The following is a 15189-nucleotide window of genomic DNA, read 5'->3' on the forward strand; positions in this document are numbered from 1 at the left end:
ATGCTGAGGAACACGCCGGCCGACCCCGCGAGGACCCCTGAAAGGATGACGGCGGTGTAGCGCATCCGCTGCACGCTGACGCCCATGCTGGCGGCCGCGCCGGGCTGCTCGCCGGTCGCGCGCAGGCGCAGGCCGTAGGGCGTGCGGTACAGCACGTACCACGCCAGGGCCACAGCCAGCAGCGAGAAGTACACAGGCGGCGAGAACTTCAGGTCGCCGATGCCCCACAGCGGCAGGGGGTAATCCACCTTGGGGCTGTCGGTGCTGTTGCCATACAGGGCCGAGAGCACCACCGAGGGCACGCCGGTCGCCAGCAGGTTGATGGCCGTGCCGGAGATGACCTGATCGGCACGGTACTTGATGCTCAGGACCGCGTGAATCCAGGCGATGAGGCCGCCGACCGCTGCGCCTGCCACCCAGCCCACCCAGGGCGAGAGCGCGCCCAGGCTGCCCTGGGTCGAGAGGGTCACGACCGCGCCGGTGAGGGCGCCGAAGATGATCAGGCCTTCGAGCGCCACGTTGACCACGCCGCTACGCTCGCTGAACAGACCCCCCAGGCCGGTCAGGAGCAGGGGCACGAGGCTACGGACGAAGGTCACGAAGAACGTGACGGTCAGGATCTGGGCGAGGACGCCGTCCATTTACTTGCCCCCTTCGCGGGTGTTGTCGAGAGTGCTCTGGCCGACGTTGGGCAGCGGCGTCTGGGCTTCGGTCACGGCGGAGGACGGCCCCACGCGGCCCCCTTCGGCAGTGCCGGCACGGTCGGCCGCCTTGACGAGCTGGGGCGGCGGCGGATCGGTCACGCGGCGGCTGAGGAAGCCACCGGCTGCGATGAACAGCACGATGAGGGCCTTAAGGACGGTCACGATGTCCCGGTTGATCGCGTCGAGCTTGAGATCGGCGTCGATACCGCCCGTGTCGATGGTCCCGAACAGCACGCTGGCCGCCACGACCCCGACCGGGGTGCTCTGGCCCATCAGGGCGACCGCGATGCCGTCGAAGCCCACGTTGACCGGCATGTTGCCCTTGAGGCGGTAGGCGTCGAGCGCCCCGCCCTGCACGTAGTGGGTGCCGGCCAGGCCGGCGAACATACCCGCGATGGTCATGGCGAGGATGGTGCCGCGCGCCACGCTGATGCCGCCGTATTCGGCCGCCTTGGGCGAGAGGCCCACCGCGCGCAGGGCGTAGCCGGTCGCCGTGCGCCACATCAGGGTGCCGAACAGCGCCACGCAAACCAGCGCGATGAGAAAGGCGCCGTTGAGCTGGCTGGCGACGCCCTGCACCGGCACGCCGACGCGCCACGTCACGGCCCCGACGACCACGGCCGCCGCGAGCGAGATCAGGCTCTTGTTGCGCGCCTTACGCAGCGCGAGGCGAGCGACCACGAAAGTCACGAGCGCGAACACCAGCCCGAGGCTCAGGACCGTCGCGCCCCCAGTGCCCACGTTGAGCAGGTCGAGCATGGTGGGCAGGCGGGCCGCCGGAAGCAACTCGGCGCTCTGGGCCTCATAGCCCTCGGCCTTGAAGGGCAGGGTGCGCGTCTGGCCGAAGAAGGGATAGGTGTTCGAGCCGATCAGGAAGATGAAGATGCCCGAGGCGATGTAATTCAGCATGATGCTGTTGATGACTTCGCTGGAGCCGAATCTGGCCTTGAGCAGACCCGGAATGGCCCCCCACAGCGCGCCGCCCAGCCCAGCCGCGATGACGGTCAGGGGCAGCAGGAACCAGCCGAGGTCGGGCGGGCCATAGACGCCCATGAACATCGCCGCGACCGCGCCCATCGTGAGCTGGCCCGGCGCGCCGATGTTGAACAGCCCCGTGCGGAAGGCGAAGGCCACCGAGAGGCCCGTGAAGATGAGCGGGGTGGCGAGCTTGAGGCTGTCGAGAAAGGGGTTGAGGGCCGTGACAGGCGCGAACAGCGTCGAGTACACGAAGTACACGATGTCGGCCCGCGTGAGCCAGCCCCCCCAGGCCCCCAGCGCCTGCCCCGACAGGTTGACCGAAGGCTGCACCACGAGCACGACCACCGCGCCGACCAGGATAGCCAGAGCGATGGCGACAGCCGGCACGAGCAGCCCGCGCAGGCGGTTGAGGCGGTCCCACCACGCCGGCTGGGCGCTCAGGCCCGCGCCCGCCGCGATGAGACCGCCCAGCATGGGGAGCAGCAACCCCAGGTTCATGCCGCCGCCCTCATAGAAGTTGCGCAGGGTCCGGCGGGCACCGGGGCGCAGGGCCGAGTCGGCCGCCACGCGCGCGGCCTCGGCCCCCAGGGTGCGCCCGAGCAGGAGCACGGCGATGAACGCCACCACGAAGGCCAGCAGACCCGTCACCCAGAACCAGCGCTGGCGGCGCAGCGCACCGACCACCGTGGCGAGCAGCAGCGCGAGCGCGGCCCAGCCCAGTCCCAGGGTCGTGGCGGCCGAGGGCAGGGCCACGTCCGCATTGGAACTGGTGTTGAGAATCTGTCCCCCGAGGTGCAGCAGGGCGGCGCCGCCGTCGAATGATCGTCCCAGGGCGGCGAGTGGGGTCAGCAGAAGGGCGGCCGTCCCGACGCCGCCCGCGACGAGAGCGATTCTCGACGCGGCCGCAGATGGGCGGGAATCAGGAAGTTGCGTCACCGCTGCATTGTACGCAGTCTAGACCGGGTGGGAATCGCCCTAAACTCCCTTATGTCACACGGTTTCGTCCGTCCCCCCGTTCCCTTTTCGCCGGCGACGCTGCCCCCCGGCATTCCCCGTCTGGGGCTGGGCCTCGCAGCGCTGGGCCGCCCGGCCTACATCAACCTGGGGCACGGCGCGGCGCTAGGACCGGGCAAGAGTGTGGAAGAGCTGCGGGGCCGGACCTGGGCCATGCTCGATCAGGCCTGGGAGGCGGGCCTGCGCTACTTCGACGCCGCACGCAGCTACGGCCGCGCCGAGGAGTTTCTGGGGGGCTGGCTGTGCGCGCGCGGGCACACCGGGACGGCGGTGGTGGCCAGCAAGTGGGGCTACACCTATGTCGCCGACTGGCGCACCGACGCCGACACGCACGAGGTCAAGGATCACACCCTCGCCACGCTGGAGCGGCAGTGGCCCGAGACCCTGACTAGCCTGGGCCGCGCACCCACCCTGTACCTCATCCACTCGGCCACGCTGGACACGGGCGTACTGGGCAACGCCGGGGTCCTGGCCCGTCTGGCCGAACTGGCGGCCGGGGGCGTGCGGGTGGGCCTGAGCACAAGCGGTCCACGGCAGGCCGACACGCTGCGGCGGGCCTTGGAGGCGCGGGTGGACGGTATCTGCCCCTTCTCGGCGGTGCAGGCCACCTGGAATCTGCTGGAGCCCTCGGCGGCTGCGGCGCTGGCCGAGGCACACGCGGCAGGCTGGACGGTCGTGGTCAAGGAGGGCGTCGCCAACGGACGCCTGACTGCCCACGGCCTGAGCGGCGCAGGCGACGTTCCCCCCGCCCTGGCCGCCGAGGCCGCGCGCCTGGGGGTCACCCCCGACGCCGTGGCCCTGGCCGCCGCGCTTGCGCAGCCCTGGGCCGACCTCGTGCTGAGCGGCGCGGCGACCCCCGAGCACCTGCGGGACAACCTGCGTGCCCTAAACCTGCGCCCCGAACCCGGCTTCCTCACGAAGCTGGCCGAGGTGCCAGAGACCTACTGGCGCTCGCGCTCGGCGCTGTCCTGGACCTGAGCGTCCTGGTCTGCGCCGGCCGGGCCCTGCCGGGCGTCCGTGGCCCCGACGACCTCAACCGGAGGAGTCTGGGCACGCGCCGTCAGGGTGTGGGCGCTGGGGAGCCGATCGGGGCCGGGCAGCAGGCGGCCCTCGGCCAGCGCCTGGAGCAGCGGGCGCAGGGGCGGCAGCTCGCGGCGTACGGTGTGCCAGACGAGTTCGGGGTCGATGCCGAAGTAGTCGTGCGAGATGAGGTTGCGCACATCGCGCAGGTACGCCCAGGGAATTTCCGGGGTACGGTCCTGCACGCTCTGGGGAATGAACTTGGTCGTCTCGCCCAGCCGCGCGAGGTTGCGCAGCGCGGCGTCGCGGGTGCGTTCGTCGCGCAGGAAGGTGGTGAGCGAGAGGCCGGCCGTGTCCTCCTGAAGCCGGTCCAGCGCGCCGAGCAGGTCGTAGACCCGCCAGCGCCACCTCTTGGGCCGGTGGGTGATGGGCAGTTCGCCGGTCACGGCCGTCACGTCCACGGCGTCGGCCAGAATCTCGCCGCGCAGGGGAGCCTTGAGGGCCGCCTCGGTCAGGATGTCCACCCGGCGGTCCAGCAGGTCCTCGCACAGCGCCTTGACACGCATGAGGTCGAGCAGCCCGGCCTCCTGTCCGGGCGCGAAATCCACCAGCAGGTCGATGTCCGAGCCGCCCCAGGCCTCGCCGCGCGCCACGCTGCCGAACACGCGCAGCCGCGTGACCCCCAGCGCACGCCACGCCGCCTCACCCGCACGCAGTGCCGAGGCGACGGCCTGAAGCCGGGGATCGGGAAACAGCGGCGCAGTCATGTGTAGGCAGGATAGTGCGCCGCGCGCCAGCATCCCCGCGCGGCCTATGATCGGGCGGTGATCGTCGCCGTGGGCCATGACCTGATTGAGATTGAGCGCATCCGGGGAATGCTGGCGCGCGAGGGCCGGCGCGCCGAGCGCCTGTTTGCCCCCGAAGAGCTGGCCTACTGCGCCCGCCTTCAGGATCCCGCCCCCAGCCTCGCGGCCCGTTTTGCTGCCAAGGAGGCCTTTCAGAAGGTCTGGCCGCGTCCACATGGCTGGCGCGACGTCTGGGTCATCCGAGAGGCGACCCCAGGCGGCCCCTTTCCCTTCGCACGGCCCCGGCTGGGGTACGCGCCGCACCTCGCCGCCGAGATGGAGCAGCGCCGCTGGGTCGCCCACCTGACCCTGACCCACACCAAGGAGCACGCCTCGGCGGTAGTGGTTCTGGAGGAACGGCCGGACGATAGACTTCACCGGATATGACAGCAAATCCACTAAGGCGTGCACTGCGTGACCCGTGGGTCTGGTGGTTCGCACAGGCGCGTGAACATGTCTACGACGACATGGTCTACTTCGTCAGCCGCGAACAGGCACTGGACGACTGGCGGGCCGACGACCGCAAGTGGAATCTCGTGCAGGTCCGGCGCCGAACCATGATCCGCCGGGCAACGCGTCACAACCGGGTTGTAGAAGAGATGGTCAGAGCCATCACCCGGCAGAAGGCCATGAAGGAATAGTCGCCGTGCTGACACCTTCGCCGCCCGCTTCCGACCTACGCTGGAGCATGTCCCCCCACAAGGCCGGCCGCTGGGTATTGCCTCTCCTGTTCACGGTCCTGCCGGGCTCACTCGCCCAGACGGCGGCGCCCGTGTCCCCACCGGCCGCCCCGGCATCCGCGCCGGCGCTCTCGCCCGAACGCAGCGCGGCGCTCACGCGGGGGCGTCAACTGCTGAGCGACTTCTACGCGGTGCGGCTCGACGCCCTGTGGCAGAGCTTCACACCGGAGGTGCGCGCGCAGTGGGGCAGTCTCGCGGCGTTCCGGGCCTTCCGGCTCTCGGGCGTCTCGCAGTACGGCGCCCAGCGCGAACTCGTGCGCGAGCGGACGCTGACCGAGGACGGAGAGACCTTCTATGTCCGCAGCGCCACCTTCGAGAAGGCGCCCAAACAGGTGTGGTCCCTGGTCATCGGCTTCGGCCCGGACGGCCGTGTCAGCACCTTTGGCATCCTCCTAGAGGAAGACCGCAGCGGCGGACAGGTGGCCTGAACCCTGCGGGCGCGGCTCAGGGACGCGGCGGAAAGCGCACGAAGGTGAGCCAGAAGTTCTCGAAAGCGCGGATGGCGTCCAGAAAGTTCTCGAACCCCACCGGCTTGATGACGTATCCGCTGGCGTGCCGGGCATAGGCGTTGGTGACGTCCGTTTCGGCCTGACTCGTCGTGAGCATGAGCACCGGGATACTGGCGAGCTTGGGGTCGGCCTTGAGTTCGGCCAGCACCTCCAGCCCGTTCTTGCGCGGCATGTTGATGTCGAGCAGGATCACGTCGGGGCGGGGCGCGCCGGCATGTTCGCCCTGCCGGCGCAGGAAGTCAATGGCCTCGTCGCCGTCACGGGCGACGTGCAGCCGGTTCCTGACCTGCGCTTCGGCGAAGGCCTCCTGTGTGAGCAGGATGTCCGGCTCGCTGTCCTCGACCAGCAGGATCTCGACCAGAGGGCGCGAATCCGGCATCAGCGGGCCCCGGTGACCGGGAGACAATGAAGACGCGCGCGCAGCATAGGGAGCGAATATACCCCGCCCAGATACGGGGCAGTCACCGGCTCAGCCGCGCAGGGCGTAGCCCACACCGCGCACGGTCCGCAGCAGCCCATACCCGTCGAGGTCGCGCAGCTTGGCGCGCAGGTTGGCCATATGCACGTCCACGACATTGCTGCCCTCGGGGAGGCGGCCCTGCCAGATCTCCTGGCCGATCTCGTGGCGCGAGTACACGCGGCCCGGCTGCCGGATGAGCAGCGCCAGGATGTCAAACTCCTTGGGCGAGAGCCGCAGTTCCTCGGCCTTGTAGGTCACGAGGCGCTTCTGGGGGTCCAGGGTCAGGTCGCCCATGCTCAGGCTCTCGCTGGCGCGCTGGCGCAGCTGCACCTTGACGCGGGCCAGCAGCTCGTCGGGGTGGAATGGCTTGATGAGGTAGTCGTCGGCCCCCAGGCCCAGCAGCCGCACCTTTTCCTCGACAGTGTCGCGTGCGGTCAGCACGATGATGGGCAGGGCGCTGTTCTTGCGCAGACGCTGCACCACGTCGCCGCCGTCGAAGTCGGGCAGGCCCAGATCGAGCAGGATCAGGTCGGGGTGGTCCTCACGGGCCTTGATCAGGCCGTTCATGGCCGAATCGGCGTGGTCCACGGCATACCCCGCATCGGTCAGGTCCAGACGCAGGACATTGGCAATATCGAGGTCGTCCTCGATAACAAGAATGCGGTGTTCGCTCACGGGTCACATGATACGACGCCCGCACCAAGCGCCTCTCGGCGCGGTCTGACTGCCCCCGCCGGCCCCTCCAGGCTTGAGAAGACCTTAAGACGGCCGTCAGCCCAGCGCGGCTCCGGGCCGGGGCGTGTGCTAGGGTAGGTAGACCACGTTCTGGACACGCCGGACGCCGTATTTTTCGGCGCCTGCACGACCAGACGACACAACCTCGCCGTTCAGCCCTTCAGCTGCGCCCCCCAGTGGCGGCCAAGCCTGATCTTCCCCCGCACCCCGCGTGCCCGGAGTTGTAATGACCCAATCCAACCCAGCGGACACCCCCGCCAAGCCCAGCCTCGAAGTCATCCCGCTCGGAGGCATGGGCGAGATCGGCAAGAACATCACCGCCTACCGCTACGGCGACGAGATCATGGTCGTCGACGGCGGCCTCGCCTTCCCCAAGGCCCACCAGATGGGCGTGGACCTGATCGTGCCGCGCATCGACTACCTGCTCGAACACGCCGACAAGATCCAGGGCTGGATCCTGACGCACGGCCACGAGGACCACATTGGCGGCCTGCCGTACATCCTGCCCCGGCTGCCGCGTGTGCCGGTGTACGGCGCGGCCCTGACGCTGGGCCTCGTGCGCGAGAAGCTCAGCGAGTTTGGCCTGAAAGACGGCGAGATCGACCTGCGTGAAGTCCAGATGGGCGACGTGGTGCAGCTCGGCACGCACTTCAGCGCCGAATTCATCCGCATGACGCACTCGATTCCCGACAACGCCGGATACATCCTCAAGACGCCAGTCGGGCAGGTGCTGCACACGGGCGACTTCAAGCTCGACGAGCACCCCAGTGACGGCTTGACGAGCGACTTGGCGCGCATCGAGCAGGCCGGCAAGGAAGGCGTGCTCCTCCTGATCTCCGACTCGACGAACGCCGAGCGGCCGGGACGCACCGCCAGCGAGCGCGACATCGCCGAGAACCTTGAAGAAGTCATCAAGAACTGCCGGGGCCGCGTCTTCTTGACGACCTTCGCCTCGCAGGTCCACCGCATCCAGAACCTGCTGAACATTGCCCACCGCCAGAGCCGCCGCGTGGTCATGGAAGGCCGGTCGATGCTCAAGTACGCCCAGGTCGCGCAGGCGACCGGCCACATGCAGGCTCCCGAGCCCTTTTTGACCTCGGACGACGTGGGCGAGCTGCAAGATCAGCAGCTGCTGTTTGTATGCACGGGGTCGCAGGGGCAGCCGATGGCCGTGCTGGGCCGCCTGGCCTTCGGCAACCACGCCAAGATCGCGCTGCGCCGGGGCGACACGGTCATCCTGAGCAGCAACCCGATTCCCGGCAACGAAGACGCCGTGAACCTCATCATCAACCGGCTGTACGAACTCGGCGTGGACGTGATATACCCGCCGGCCTACCGCGTGCACGCCTCGGGGCACGGCTCGCAGGAGGAGCTGGCGACGGTCCTGAATCTCGCCCGGCCCAAGTACTTCCTGCCCTGGCACGGGGAGCCACGCCACCAGATCAACCACGCCAAGCTGGCCCAGACCCTGCCGCGCCCGCCCAAGCGCACACTGATCGCCAAGAACGGCGACGTCGTGATCCTGGGACCGGACGAGTTCCGCGTGAGCGGCACCGTGCCGGCCGGCGGCGTCTACGTGGACGGCCTGGGCGTGGGTGACGTGAGCGACGACGTACTGCTCGACCGCGTGAATATGAGCCAGGAAGGCATCCTGATCATGAACGCGGTGCTGCACCCCACGCCCCATGTCGAGGTCGTGACGCGCGGCTTCGTACGCCCCAACCGCGAACTCGACCACCAGATCCGGCGCGTGGCGCTGGAGAGCATTGAGCAGGGGCTGCGCGAAAAGAAGCGCCTCGAAGACGTGCGTGACGACATGTACGGAGCCGTCCGTCGCTTCGTGCGCAAGGCGACGGGCCGCAACCCGGTCCTCATCCCCATGATCGTGGACTGAGCCGGTCCGGCCCTCCCCCACTCCCCAAGCTCCCCACCCGGGGAGTTTTTTCATGCTCGCCGGCCCCCGGCGCGGCGCGCGGTAGGGTGGCTCCATGCCCGACCAAGACGTGCTGACCCGGATCTCGCAGGCCACCGGCCTCTCGACCGACGAGGTGAGTGCCTGGCTCGGCCGCGACGAGAACTACGACCTGTCCTGGCTCGACGAGCAGATCGGCGCGGCGCTGGACGAGTCCGACGACCCGCTGGAGTTGCTCGTAGAACGCGGGATCATCACCGAGGAAGAACGCGACGACCTTGCAGGCTGACCTCTGCGTGGCGCGTAGCCAGTCGCTGCTCCACACGGCGCTAGACTCGGGACACAGATGAACGCGGCAGAAACCCGTGCCCTGCTGGGGGCGCTGCGTGAGGCGCTCGCCCGTGGGCAGGGCGCCGCCATCGCCACGGTCGTCGGCGTGCGCGGCAGCGCGTACCGGCGCGAGGGCACCCGGATGCTGGTGCTGGACGACGGCGCGCAGGTGTGCATGCTCTCGGGTGGCTGCCTGGAGGCCGAGGTGGTCGAGGTGGCGCTGGAGGTCATCGCCAGCGGCAAGGCGCAGCTGGCCCACTACGACCTCTCGGAGGACGCGACCTGGGGCCTGGGTATCGGCTGCGGGGGCAGCGTGGACGTGCGGATTGAGCGCGTGGACGAGGGCGACCCCGTGACAGCCGCGTGGCTCGCGGCGCTGGAGGCGGGCGAGGCGGCAGCACTGGCCGTGCCGCTGGAAGGCCAGGGACGTGTCCTGGTGCGCCCGGACGGCGAGGTGGTGGGCACGTTGGCCGACCCCGAACTGCACACCTTCGCTGTGGCGCAGGCCCGGGAGCGCCTGGGCCTGCGCGAGCCGCGCGCCGTGACACTGCGGACGCCTAGAGAGAGGGCTGTGTTCTTCGATCTCAACGTGCCGCCGCCCGTCCTGGTCATCTACGGCGCGGGGCACGACGCCCTGCCACTGGCCGCGCAGGCCCGGACCCTGGGCTACGACGTGCAGGTCGTGGACCCCCGCGCGGCGTACCTCACGCCCGGGCGCTTTCCGGGAGCCGCCCTGCACCGCCTCGCGCCGGAAGAGCTGAGTGCCTTCTCGCCGCCCGAGCGGGCACAGCACCTCATCATGAACCATCATCTCGACCGCGACCGGGTCTGCCTGGCCTACGCGCTGCGCTCGGGCGCGCAGTACGTCGGCGTGTTGGGACCGCGCACGCGCGCGCTGGACCTGCTGGCGACGCTGGAAGCTGCTGGAGAGACCTTCACGGCGGCCCAACTGGCGGCGCTGCGCTCACCGGTCGGTCTCCAGATCGGGGCCGAGGCGCCCGAGGAAGTCGCGATGAGCATTCTCGCCGAACTGATGGCGTGGCGCCGGGGCTACAGCGGCGGTTTTCTGAACGGGCACGCCGGCCGCATCCACGACGCCGAGACACACGCGGCGCCCTAGGGCTTTTCTTTCCTGCGGCGGGCAGCGGGGGTGGGTTGCCCCAGGGCGGTCTTCCCTACCTCGGCGCCGACCTGCCGGGCAGCGTCCAGAAGGCGAGCATCTGGCGCCTCCCGCAGCCGCTCGGCCTGCGCCGCCTTGCTGTCCCGCTCCGGGCGGGTGGCGCCGGGCCGGCTGGGCTGCGCCATCAGGGCGAGGGCCAGTTCGCGCAATACGGTCCACAGGGTCGTTACAACACGCCACATGCCGCAGTGTGGCACGCCGGTTCTCACGTGTACGCGCGGCATCATGCCGGAGATGCGTGTCCGTTGCTTCCCGCTGTCCCTGTGCCTCCTGCTGGTCCTGCCCGCCTGTTCGGAGGCCGAGGCCGCGCAGGTGACGCGGGTGACCGGCGGGGGAATGCTGTACACCGTGGCGACCGTGGACCTCCGGCGCGACCGACTGAGCCTCCACTGGCGCAACCCGACCACCGGTCAGCCGTACCGCACTTTCGGTGAGTTGCGCCGCCGACTGGCGAAGGAGGGCCGCGACCTGGTGTTCGCCACCAACAGCGGTATCTACGCGCCGGGTCTGCGTCCCCTGGGGCTGCATGTGGAGGGCGGCCGGGTTCTCGCGCCGCTGAACAATGCGAGGTCGGGTGGCAATTTCGCGCTGCGGCCCAACGGCGTGTTCTGGATGAAGGGGACGCGCGCCGGCGTCACCGAGACGGACGCCTACCGCCGCCTGAACCCGGAGCCCGAGTTCGCCACCCAGTCGGGGCCTCTGCTGCTCGCAGGTGGGCGGGTCCATCCCGAGTTCAACCGGGGCGGCACGAGTTTCAAGGTGCGCAGCGGCGTGGGGGTGTGCAGAGGCGGCGAGGTGAAGTTCGCCGTGAGCGCCGGGCCGGTGAACTTCTACAGCTTCGCCGTGTTCTTCCGCGACACACTGGGATGCCCCGACGCGCTGTATCTCGACGGCAGCATCAGCGCCTACGCGACCGCGCAGTCGGATACCCAGTTCGCCGACTTCGCCGGGATGTGGGCCGTGACCCGCTAAAAGCGGGGGGCAGGAGCCGCAAACCCCCGCCCCCCACCTGCCCCGCTCAGTTACGCACGGTCAGGGTCAGGGTGGCCTCAGGGGCCTGCGAGACGGCGGTGCCGCGCGGACGCACCTCGTAGGTGACGCGACTCTCGCTTCCCGAACGGCCTCCCGGATTGCTCGTGTAGCTCCAGGCGCAGCCTTCGCCCAGCGTCACGGTGCGGGTGCCGATCACGCGTTCGCCGCGCTTGACGGTTACGGTGTAACCCTCGCCGCTGCCCACCCCGCCAAAACGGTAAGGCGCGGACACGGTCTCGCCGTCTTTCAGACTCACGGTCAGGGCCTCGGTGCAGGTCGCGCCCGCCTCTGCGCCGGTAGCGGCCGCGTTGGCAGTCACGGTCAGGGGCAGGCTGGCGGCCTCCTGACCGTCCGCGCCGCGCAGGACGTAGGTCTTGGCGCCGGGCGTAGCGGCGGGGACCGCCAGGGTCCAGGTGCCGTCCACGCCGACCGTCACGTTGCCGATGCTCGTACCGTTCTCTAGGACCTCGTAACTCTGTCCAGCCGGGCCAGTCCCGCTCAGCGTGAGACCAGCGGCCGAGACTTCGGCCCCGTTGGCCGGCTGACCGAAAGCGACTGCACCCTCGGGAGGCGCGGCCGTGTTGGCCGCAACAGAAGCAGCAGCGCCCGCTACACCGGTCGTGTCGGTGCCGGCGTTACCCGCCGTAGCCGGGGAGGAGGCGTCTGCCGCGCCCGCGTCCGTCGCCGTTCCCGAACCAGACGCCGCGTCAGCGGGAACCGTCTCTGCTTCCGTACCCGCCGCCGCGCTCCCCGTGTCCGAAGTGGTACCCGTGCCCGAGGTGTCGCCGTCGCCGGTCACGTTCACCTTGAATTCGCTGCGTACACCCTCGCCACCGATCACGCTGTAGGTGTGCTCACCGGGGGTCGGAGCGGGCAGCTCAGTGCTCCAGTTGCCGCTGGCGTCGGCCGTCGCCGTGCCGACCTCCTGCCCCTGGTCCTCAATACGCAGCGACTGGCCTGCAGTCGCCGTGCCGCTCATGGTGAAGGCCTGGGCCGGAAGTTCCGTCCCAGAGGCCGGGGACGTGACCACGATGCCGCTGCCCGCTGCGCTGGTGGTCGCCGCGCCGGTGCCCGTCTGGGCAGCGTTGTTGTTGCGGTTGACCACCCAGCAGCCCCCCAACAGCAACAGCAGCAGTAGGGGAATGAGCCACCACGGAAAGGCCCGCCGCTTTTCGGGGACCGGACTTGCGGGTGGAGGAGTGATAGGCGCAGCCGGGGCCGGTGGTGTGGGGGCGGCGACGCGGGTGGGTCCAGAGGCCGGAGCCGCGCGCGCGATCACCTCGGGCGGCCTGGTGCCGCCGGCAACTGCGCCGCCCGCTAGAGTTGCGGCACCCAGAAGTGCTGTCAGGCCCCCCATGCCCGAAGGAATCAGACCCGGAAGCTGCGGCCCCAGGGCGGTGAGCTCGGTGCTCAGGCCGGCGGCGTCCAGCGAGCGGGCCTGAGCGTGGCGAGCCACCAGCGCAAGCACGAGCGGCGTCAGGAGGGCCAGCAGGCGCCCGGCACTCGCTCCGCTGCCCCCGAGCGCCGTGCCCAACCGGCCTGTCATGGCCTCGAAGTTGCCGAACAGGCCGCCCAGCAGCCCCCGGCCCTGGCCTTCCAGGCGCGCCATCTCGGCCGAGTCACCCAGCAGCGCCGTATTCAGGCCACCCTCCGGTGTGGTCAGACGGTCAAATCCCCCGCCCTGACGCAGCAGTTCGGCAGCCCCCGACGGCGAGCTTCCCTTGCCGGCCACGGCGTTCAGGACCACCGGTAGCGCGCCGGCCACCGCGCGGCTGCTCGTGCCCGCACTGAAGCCCCCCGCCCGGCCGATCTGGTCAGCAGCCCGGCCCGAGAACTGCGCGCGGATCAGCTCCAGCAGGCCAGCCGTCTCCAGGGCGCCGACCGCCGCCCCAGCAATAGCTGGCTCGGGCATAACGCTCTCAGGCGCAGAGACGTGGGCAGGTACAGGCTCAGGTGAGGCTGCCTTGGTGAAGGAGACGGCCGAAGTGGTGCTGGGGGCGGCTTCGACCAGGGGGTCCGGGACGGAGGTCAGCGCCGGGGTCACGCCGGCAGGCAGGTCGGCACCGGGTAAGAAAGGCTCTCCGGGTACTGGGTCCAGGCCGGGAACTGGGCCGACCTTCCTCTGGGCACCGGTCACTGCTGCAACGGCGCCCGCCGCACTCAGGCCGCTCAGGTTTAGCGGCGCCGTCTCCATCCCGTAGAAGGCCTGGGTCATGTCCTCCTGCTGACCCAGACGACTGAGAAGCAGTGGCAGGGCCATGTGCAACAGGCGGACTTCGCCCGCTTCGCCGGCAGGTGCCGACTCCCCCAGCAGTACCGGGGCCAGCAGCGCGCCGGCCTGTTCGAGGTGCCCGGCCCCGTCGGGATCGTCGAGCACCTCGGTTACCGGGCCGAAAACGGGCAGATTGTCCACCGCCTCCTGAACCTGCGCGCGTCCCTCCGGCGTACCCGCGTGGGCCGCCAGGGCGCCGAGCTGCCTGGGGAGTCCGGCCGCGAGCGTGTGGGCTGCCGCCTGCGGGCCGAGACCAACGGCCTCGCCCAGACGTGTGGCGGCGCCCCCGCCGAAGTAATTCTGAAGGTCTTGCGTGATGGTCATAGGCGTCTCCTCGTTCTGGGGGCCAGGCGGCAGGTGACCCCGCCGGCCGGGGCACATTGTGTGGCAGTTCACACGGCAGTGAGTCCACCGTACCCCACAGCGGCCCTCCCCCGCCTCAAAGGCCCGTGAACGTTCGCTAAGGTTCGGGGGTCGCTGGGCGGCCTGTGGGCTTACCCTGGGGCATGACCGCTCCTGCTTACCCGCTGAAGTCGGCCGCGTGGCTGCTCGACCACCTCGATACCCCCGAAGTGCGCGTACTCGACTGCCGTTACGCCCTCTCTGACCCGCTGTTGGGCCGCCTGGCCTATATGGAGAACCACATTCCCGGCGCCGTCTATGCCGACCTGGAAACCGACCTGAGCGGCCCGGTGCAGGACGGCGGTGCGGGGGGCCGTCACCCGCTGCCCGACCCGGAGACCCTGGCGGCGTGGCTGGGCAGCATAGGCATTGGGAACGGCAGCGTGGTCGTGTGTTACGACGATCCTTCGGGCGGTCAGGGCTTCTATGCCGCGCGGGCGTGGTGGCTGCTGCGCTGGCTCGGGCACCGGGAGGTCTATGTTCTCGACGGGGGCTATCCCGCCTACCGCGCCGAGGGCGGTGAGGTGACGGCCGAGGAGCCGGCGCCTGCCCCAGTCACCTTTACCCCCAGCGTCCGCCCCGAGCTCGTCGCCACGGCGCAGGACGTGGCCGAGCGGCCGGAGGGCACGCTGCTGCTCGACTCGCGCGCGCCCGAGCGGTACCGCGGCGAACGCGAACCTATCGACGCGCACGCCGGGCACATTCCGGGTGCCGTGAACCGCGACTGGTCCGGCGCCCTGAACGCCTACGGTCACTGGCGCGACGTGGAAGCGCAGGCCGCTCGCCTGGACGCCGGCCAGTCCCCCACCATCACCTATTGCGGCAGCGGCGTGAGCGCGGCGCCCAACCTGCTGGCCCGCGAACTGGCCGGCGTGCCGCTGGGGCCGGACAACCGGCTGTATGCGGGCTCGTGGAGTGACTGGATCAGCGACTCCGCGCGCCCGGTGGCGACCGGTGACTTCAGCACGGGCGACGAAGTGGTAGGGCCCCGCCCCGAGACCCTGACCGGCGAGCCCGCCCCGTCCTGACCCGGACTCCGGTGCGGCCGAAGCGTCC

16 protein-coding genes (1 of these 16 cut by a window edge) are annotated in these 15189 nt (G+C 70.2%); 9 read left to right on the forward strand and 7 right to left on the reverse strand.

Annotation, left to right across the window (positions count from 1 at the left end):
• Nucleotides 1–641 carry the 5' portion of an ABC transporter permease gene (locus ASF71_RS13535; RefSeq protein ID WP_056301117.1) on the reverse strand. The gene continues 274 nt to the left of window position 1, outside the view, so 641 of the gene's 915 nt are visible here — the first part of the coding sequence; the start codon lies at nt 639–641; its stop codon lies beyond the left edge, outside the window.
• Nucleotides 642–2618 carry an ABC transporter permease gene (locus ASF71_RS13540; RefSeq protein WP_056301120.1) on the reverse strand — a complete coding sequence of 659 codons (1977 nt, stop codon included), beginning with the start codon at nt 2616–2618 and terminating at the stop codon, nt 642–644.
• 51 nt (nt 2619–2669) lie between these two features.
• On the opposite strand from ASF71_RS13540, the gene ASF71_RS13545 reads away from it, so the two are divergent.
• Nucleotides 2670–3674, forward strand: a complete 1005-nt coding sequence (locus ASF71_RS13545; protein WP_056301123.1) for an aldo/keto reductase — start codon at nt 2670–2672, stop codon at nt 3672–3674.
• Here the strand turns inward: ASF71_RS13545 and ASF71_RS13550 are convergent.
• Nucleotides 3638–4483 carry a HepT-like ribonuclease domain-containing protein gene (locus ASF71_RS13550; protein WP_082506034.1) on the reverse strand — a complete coding sequence of 282 codons (846 nt, stop codon included), beginning with the start codon at nt 4481–4483 and terminating at the stop codon, nt 3638–3640. The genes ASF71_RS13545 and ASF71_RS13550 overlap by 37 nt on opposite strands.
• Nucleotides 4484–4540: 57 nt before the next feature.
• On the opposite strand from ASF71_RS13550, the gene ASF71_RS13555 reads away from it, so the two are divergent.
• Genes ASF71_RS13555 through ASF71_RS13560 form a run of 3 tightly spaced genes read left to right on the forward strand, consistent with a single transcriptional unit; the run spans nt 4541 to nt 5729 of the window.
• On the forward strand, nt 4541–4948 hold the full coding sequence (locus tag ASF71_RS13555) for a 4'-phosphopantetheinyl transferase superfamily protein (protein WP_056301125.1): 408 nt from the start codon (nt 4541–4543) through the stop codon (nt 4946–4948).
• Nucleotides 4945–5202, forward strand: a complete 258-nt coding sequence (locus ASF71_RS23855) for a hypothetical protein (protein WP_156372822.1) — start codon at nt 4945–4947, stop codon at nt 5200–5202. The genes ASF71_RS13555 and ASF71_RS23855 overlap by 4 nt, the downstream gene beginning before the upstream one ends.
• Before the next feature lie 47 nt (nt 5203–5249).
• A complete protein-coding gene (locus ASF71_RS13560; protein WP_056301128.1) occupies nt 5250–5729 on the forward strand; it encodes a hypothetical protein in 480 nt (159 codons plus the stop codon).
• Between the two features lie 16 nt (nt 5730–5745).
• Here the strand turns inward: ASF71_RS13560 and ASF71_RS13565 are convergent, their stop codons facing one another.
• Both ASF71_RS13565 and ASF71_RS13570 read right to left on the reverse strand, forming a co-directional pair.
• Complete coding sequence (locus ASF71_RS13565) at nt 5746–6189, reverse strand: response regulator (protein WP_056301131.1); 444 nt, start codon at nt 6187–6189, stop codon at nt 5746–5748.
• Between the two features lie 90 nt (nt 6190–6279).
• Complete coding sequence (locus ASF71_RS13570; RefSeq protein ID WP_014683511.1) at nt 6280–6945, reverse strand: response regulator transcription factor; 666 nt, start codon at nt 6943–6945, stop codon at nt 6280–6282.
• Between the two features lie 286 nt (nt 6946–7231).
• On the opposite strand from ASF71_RS13570, the gene ASF71_RS13575 reads away from it, so the two are divergent.
• The 3 genes from ASF71_RS13575 (at nt 7232) to ASF71_RS13585 (ending at nt 10367) form a co-directional block, all read left to right on the forward strand.
• Nucleotides 7232–8899, forward strand: coding sequence for a ribonuclease J (locus tag ASF71_RS13575; protein ID WP_056301134.1), 1668 nt, complete (start codon nt 7232–7234; stop codon nt 8897–8899).
• 94 nt (nt 8900–8993) lie between these two features.
• Nucleotides 8994–9206 carry a hypothetical protein gene (locus ASF71_RS13580; RefSeq protein WP_056301137.1) on the forward strand — a complete coding sequence of 71 codons (213 nt, stop codon included), beginning with the start codon at nt 8994–8996 and terminating at the stop codon, nt 9204–9206.
• A 57-nt stretch (nt 9207–9263) separates the two neighbouring features.
• Nucleotides 9264–10367, forward strand: a complete 1104-nt coding sequence (locus ASF71_RS13585; RefSeq protein ID WP_056301140.1) for an XdhC family protein — start codon at nt 9264–9266, stop codon at nt 10365–10367.
• Here the strand turns inward: ASF71_RS13585 and ASF71_RS13590 are convergent.
• Nucleotides 10364–10609: a hypothetical protein gene (locus ASF71_RS13590; RefSeq protein WP_082506035.1), complete on the reverse strand. Its 246-nt coding sequence runs from the start codon at nt 10607–10609 to the stop codon at nt 10364–10366. The two genes, ASF71_RS13585 and ASF71_RS13590, sit on opposite strands and share 4 nt — an antisense overlap.
• 43 nt (nt 10610–10652) lie before the next feature.
• Between ASF71_RS13590 and ASF71_RS13595 the strand changes: the two genes are divergently transcribed.
• Nucleotides 10653–11399, forward strand: coding sequence for a phosphodiester glycosidase family protein (locus ASF71_RS13595; protein WP_056301662.1), 747 nt, complete (start codon nt 10653–10655; stop codon nt 11397–11399).
• A gap of 46 nt (nt 11400–11445) precedes the next feature.
• Here ASF71_RS13595 and ASF71_RS13600 read toward each other — a convergent pair whose 3' ends face one another.
• On the reverse strand, nt 11446–14055 hold the full coding sequence (locus ASF71_RS13600; protein WP_056301148.1) for a DUF937 domain-containing protein: 2610 nt from the start codon (nt 14053–14055) through the stop codon (nt 11446–11448).
• Between the two features lie 182 nt (nt 14056–14237).
• On the opposite strand from ASF71_RS13600, the gene ASF71_RS13605 reads away from it, so the two are divergent.
• Nucleotides 14238–15161 carry a sulfurtransferase gene (locus ASF71_RS13605; RefSeq protein ID WP_056301152.1) on the forward strand — a complete coding sequence of 308 codons (924 nt, stop codon included), beginning with the start codon at nt 14238–14240 and terminating at the stop codon, nt 15159–15161.
• The last annotated feature ends 28 nt before the right edge of the window (nt 15162–15189 follow it).

The organism is Deinococcus sp. Leaf326, from assembly GCF_001424185.1.
Classification (GTDB): Bacteria; Deinococcota; Deinococci; order Deinococcales; family Deinococcaceae; genus Deinococcus.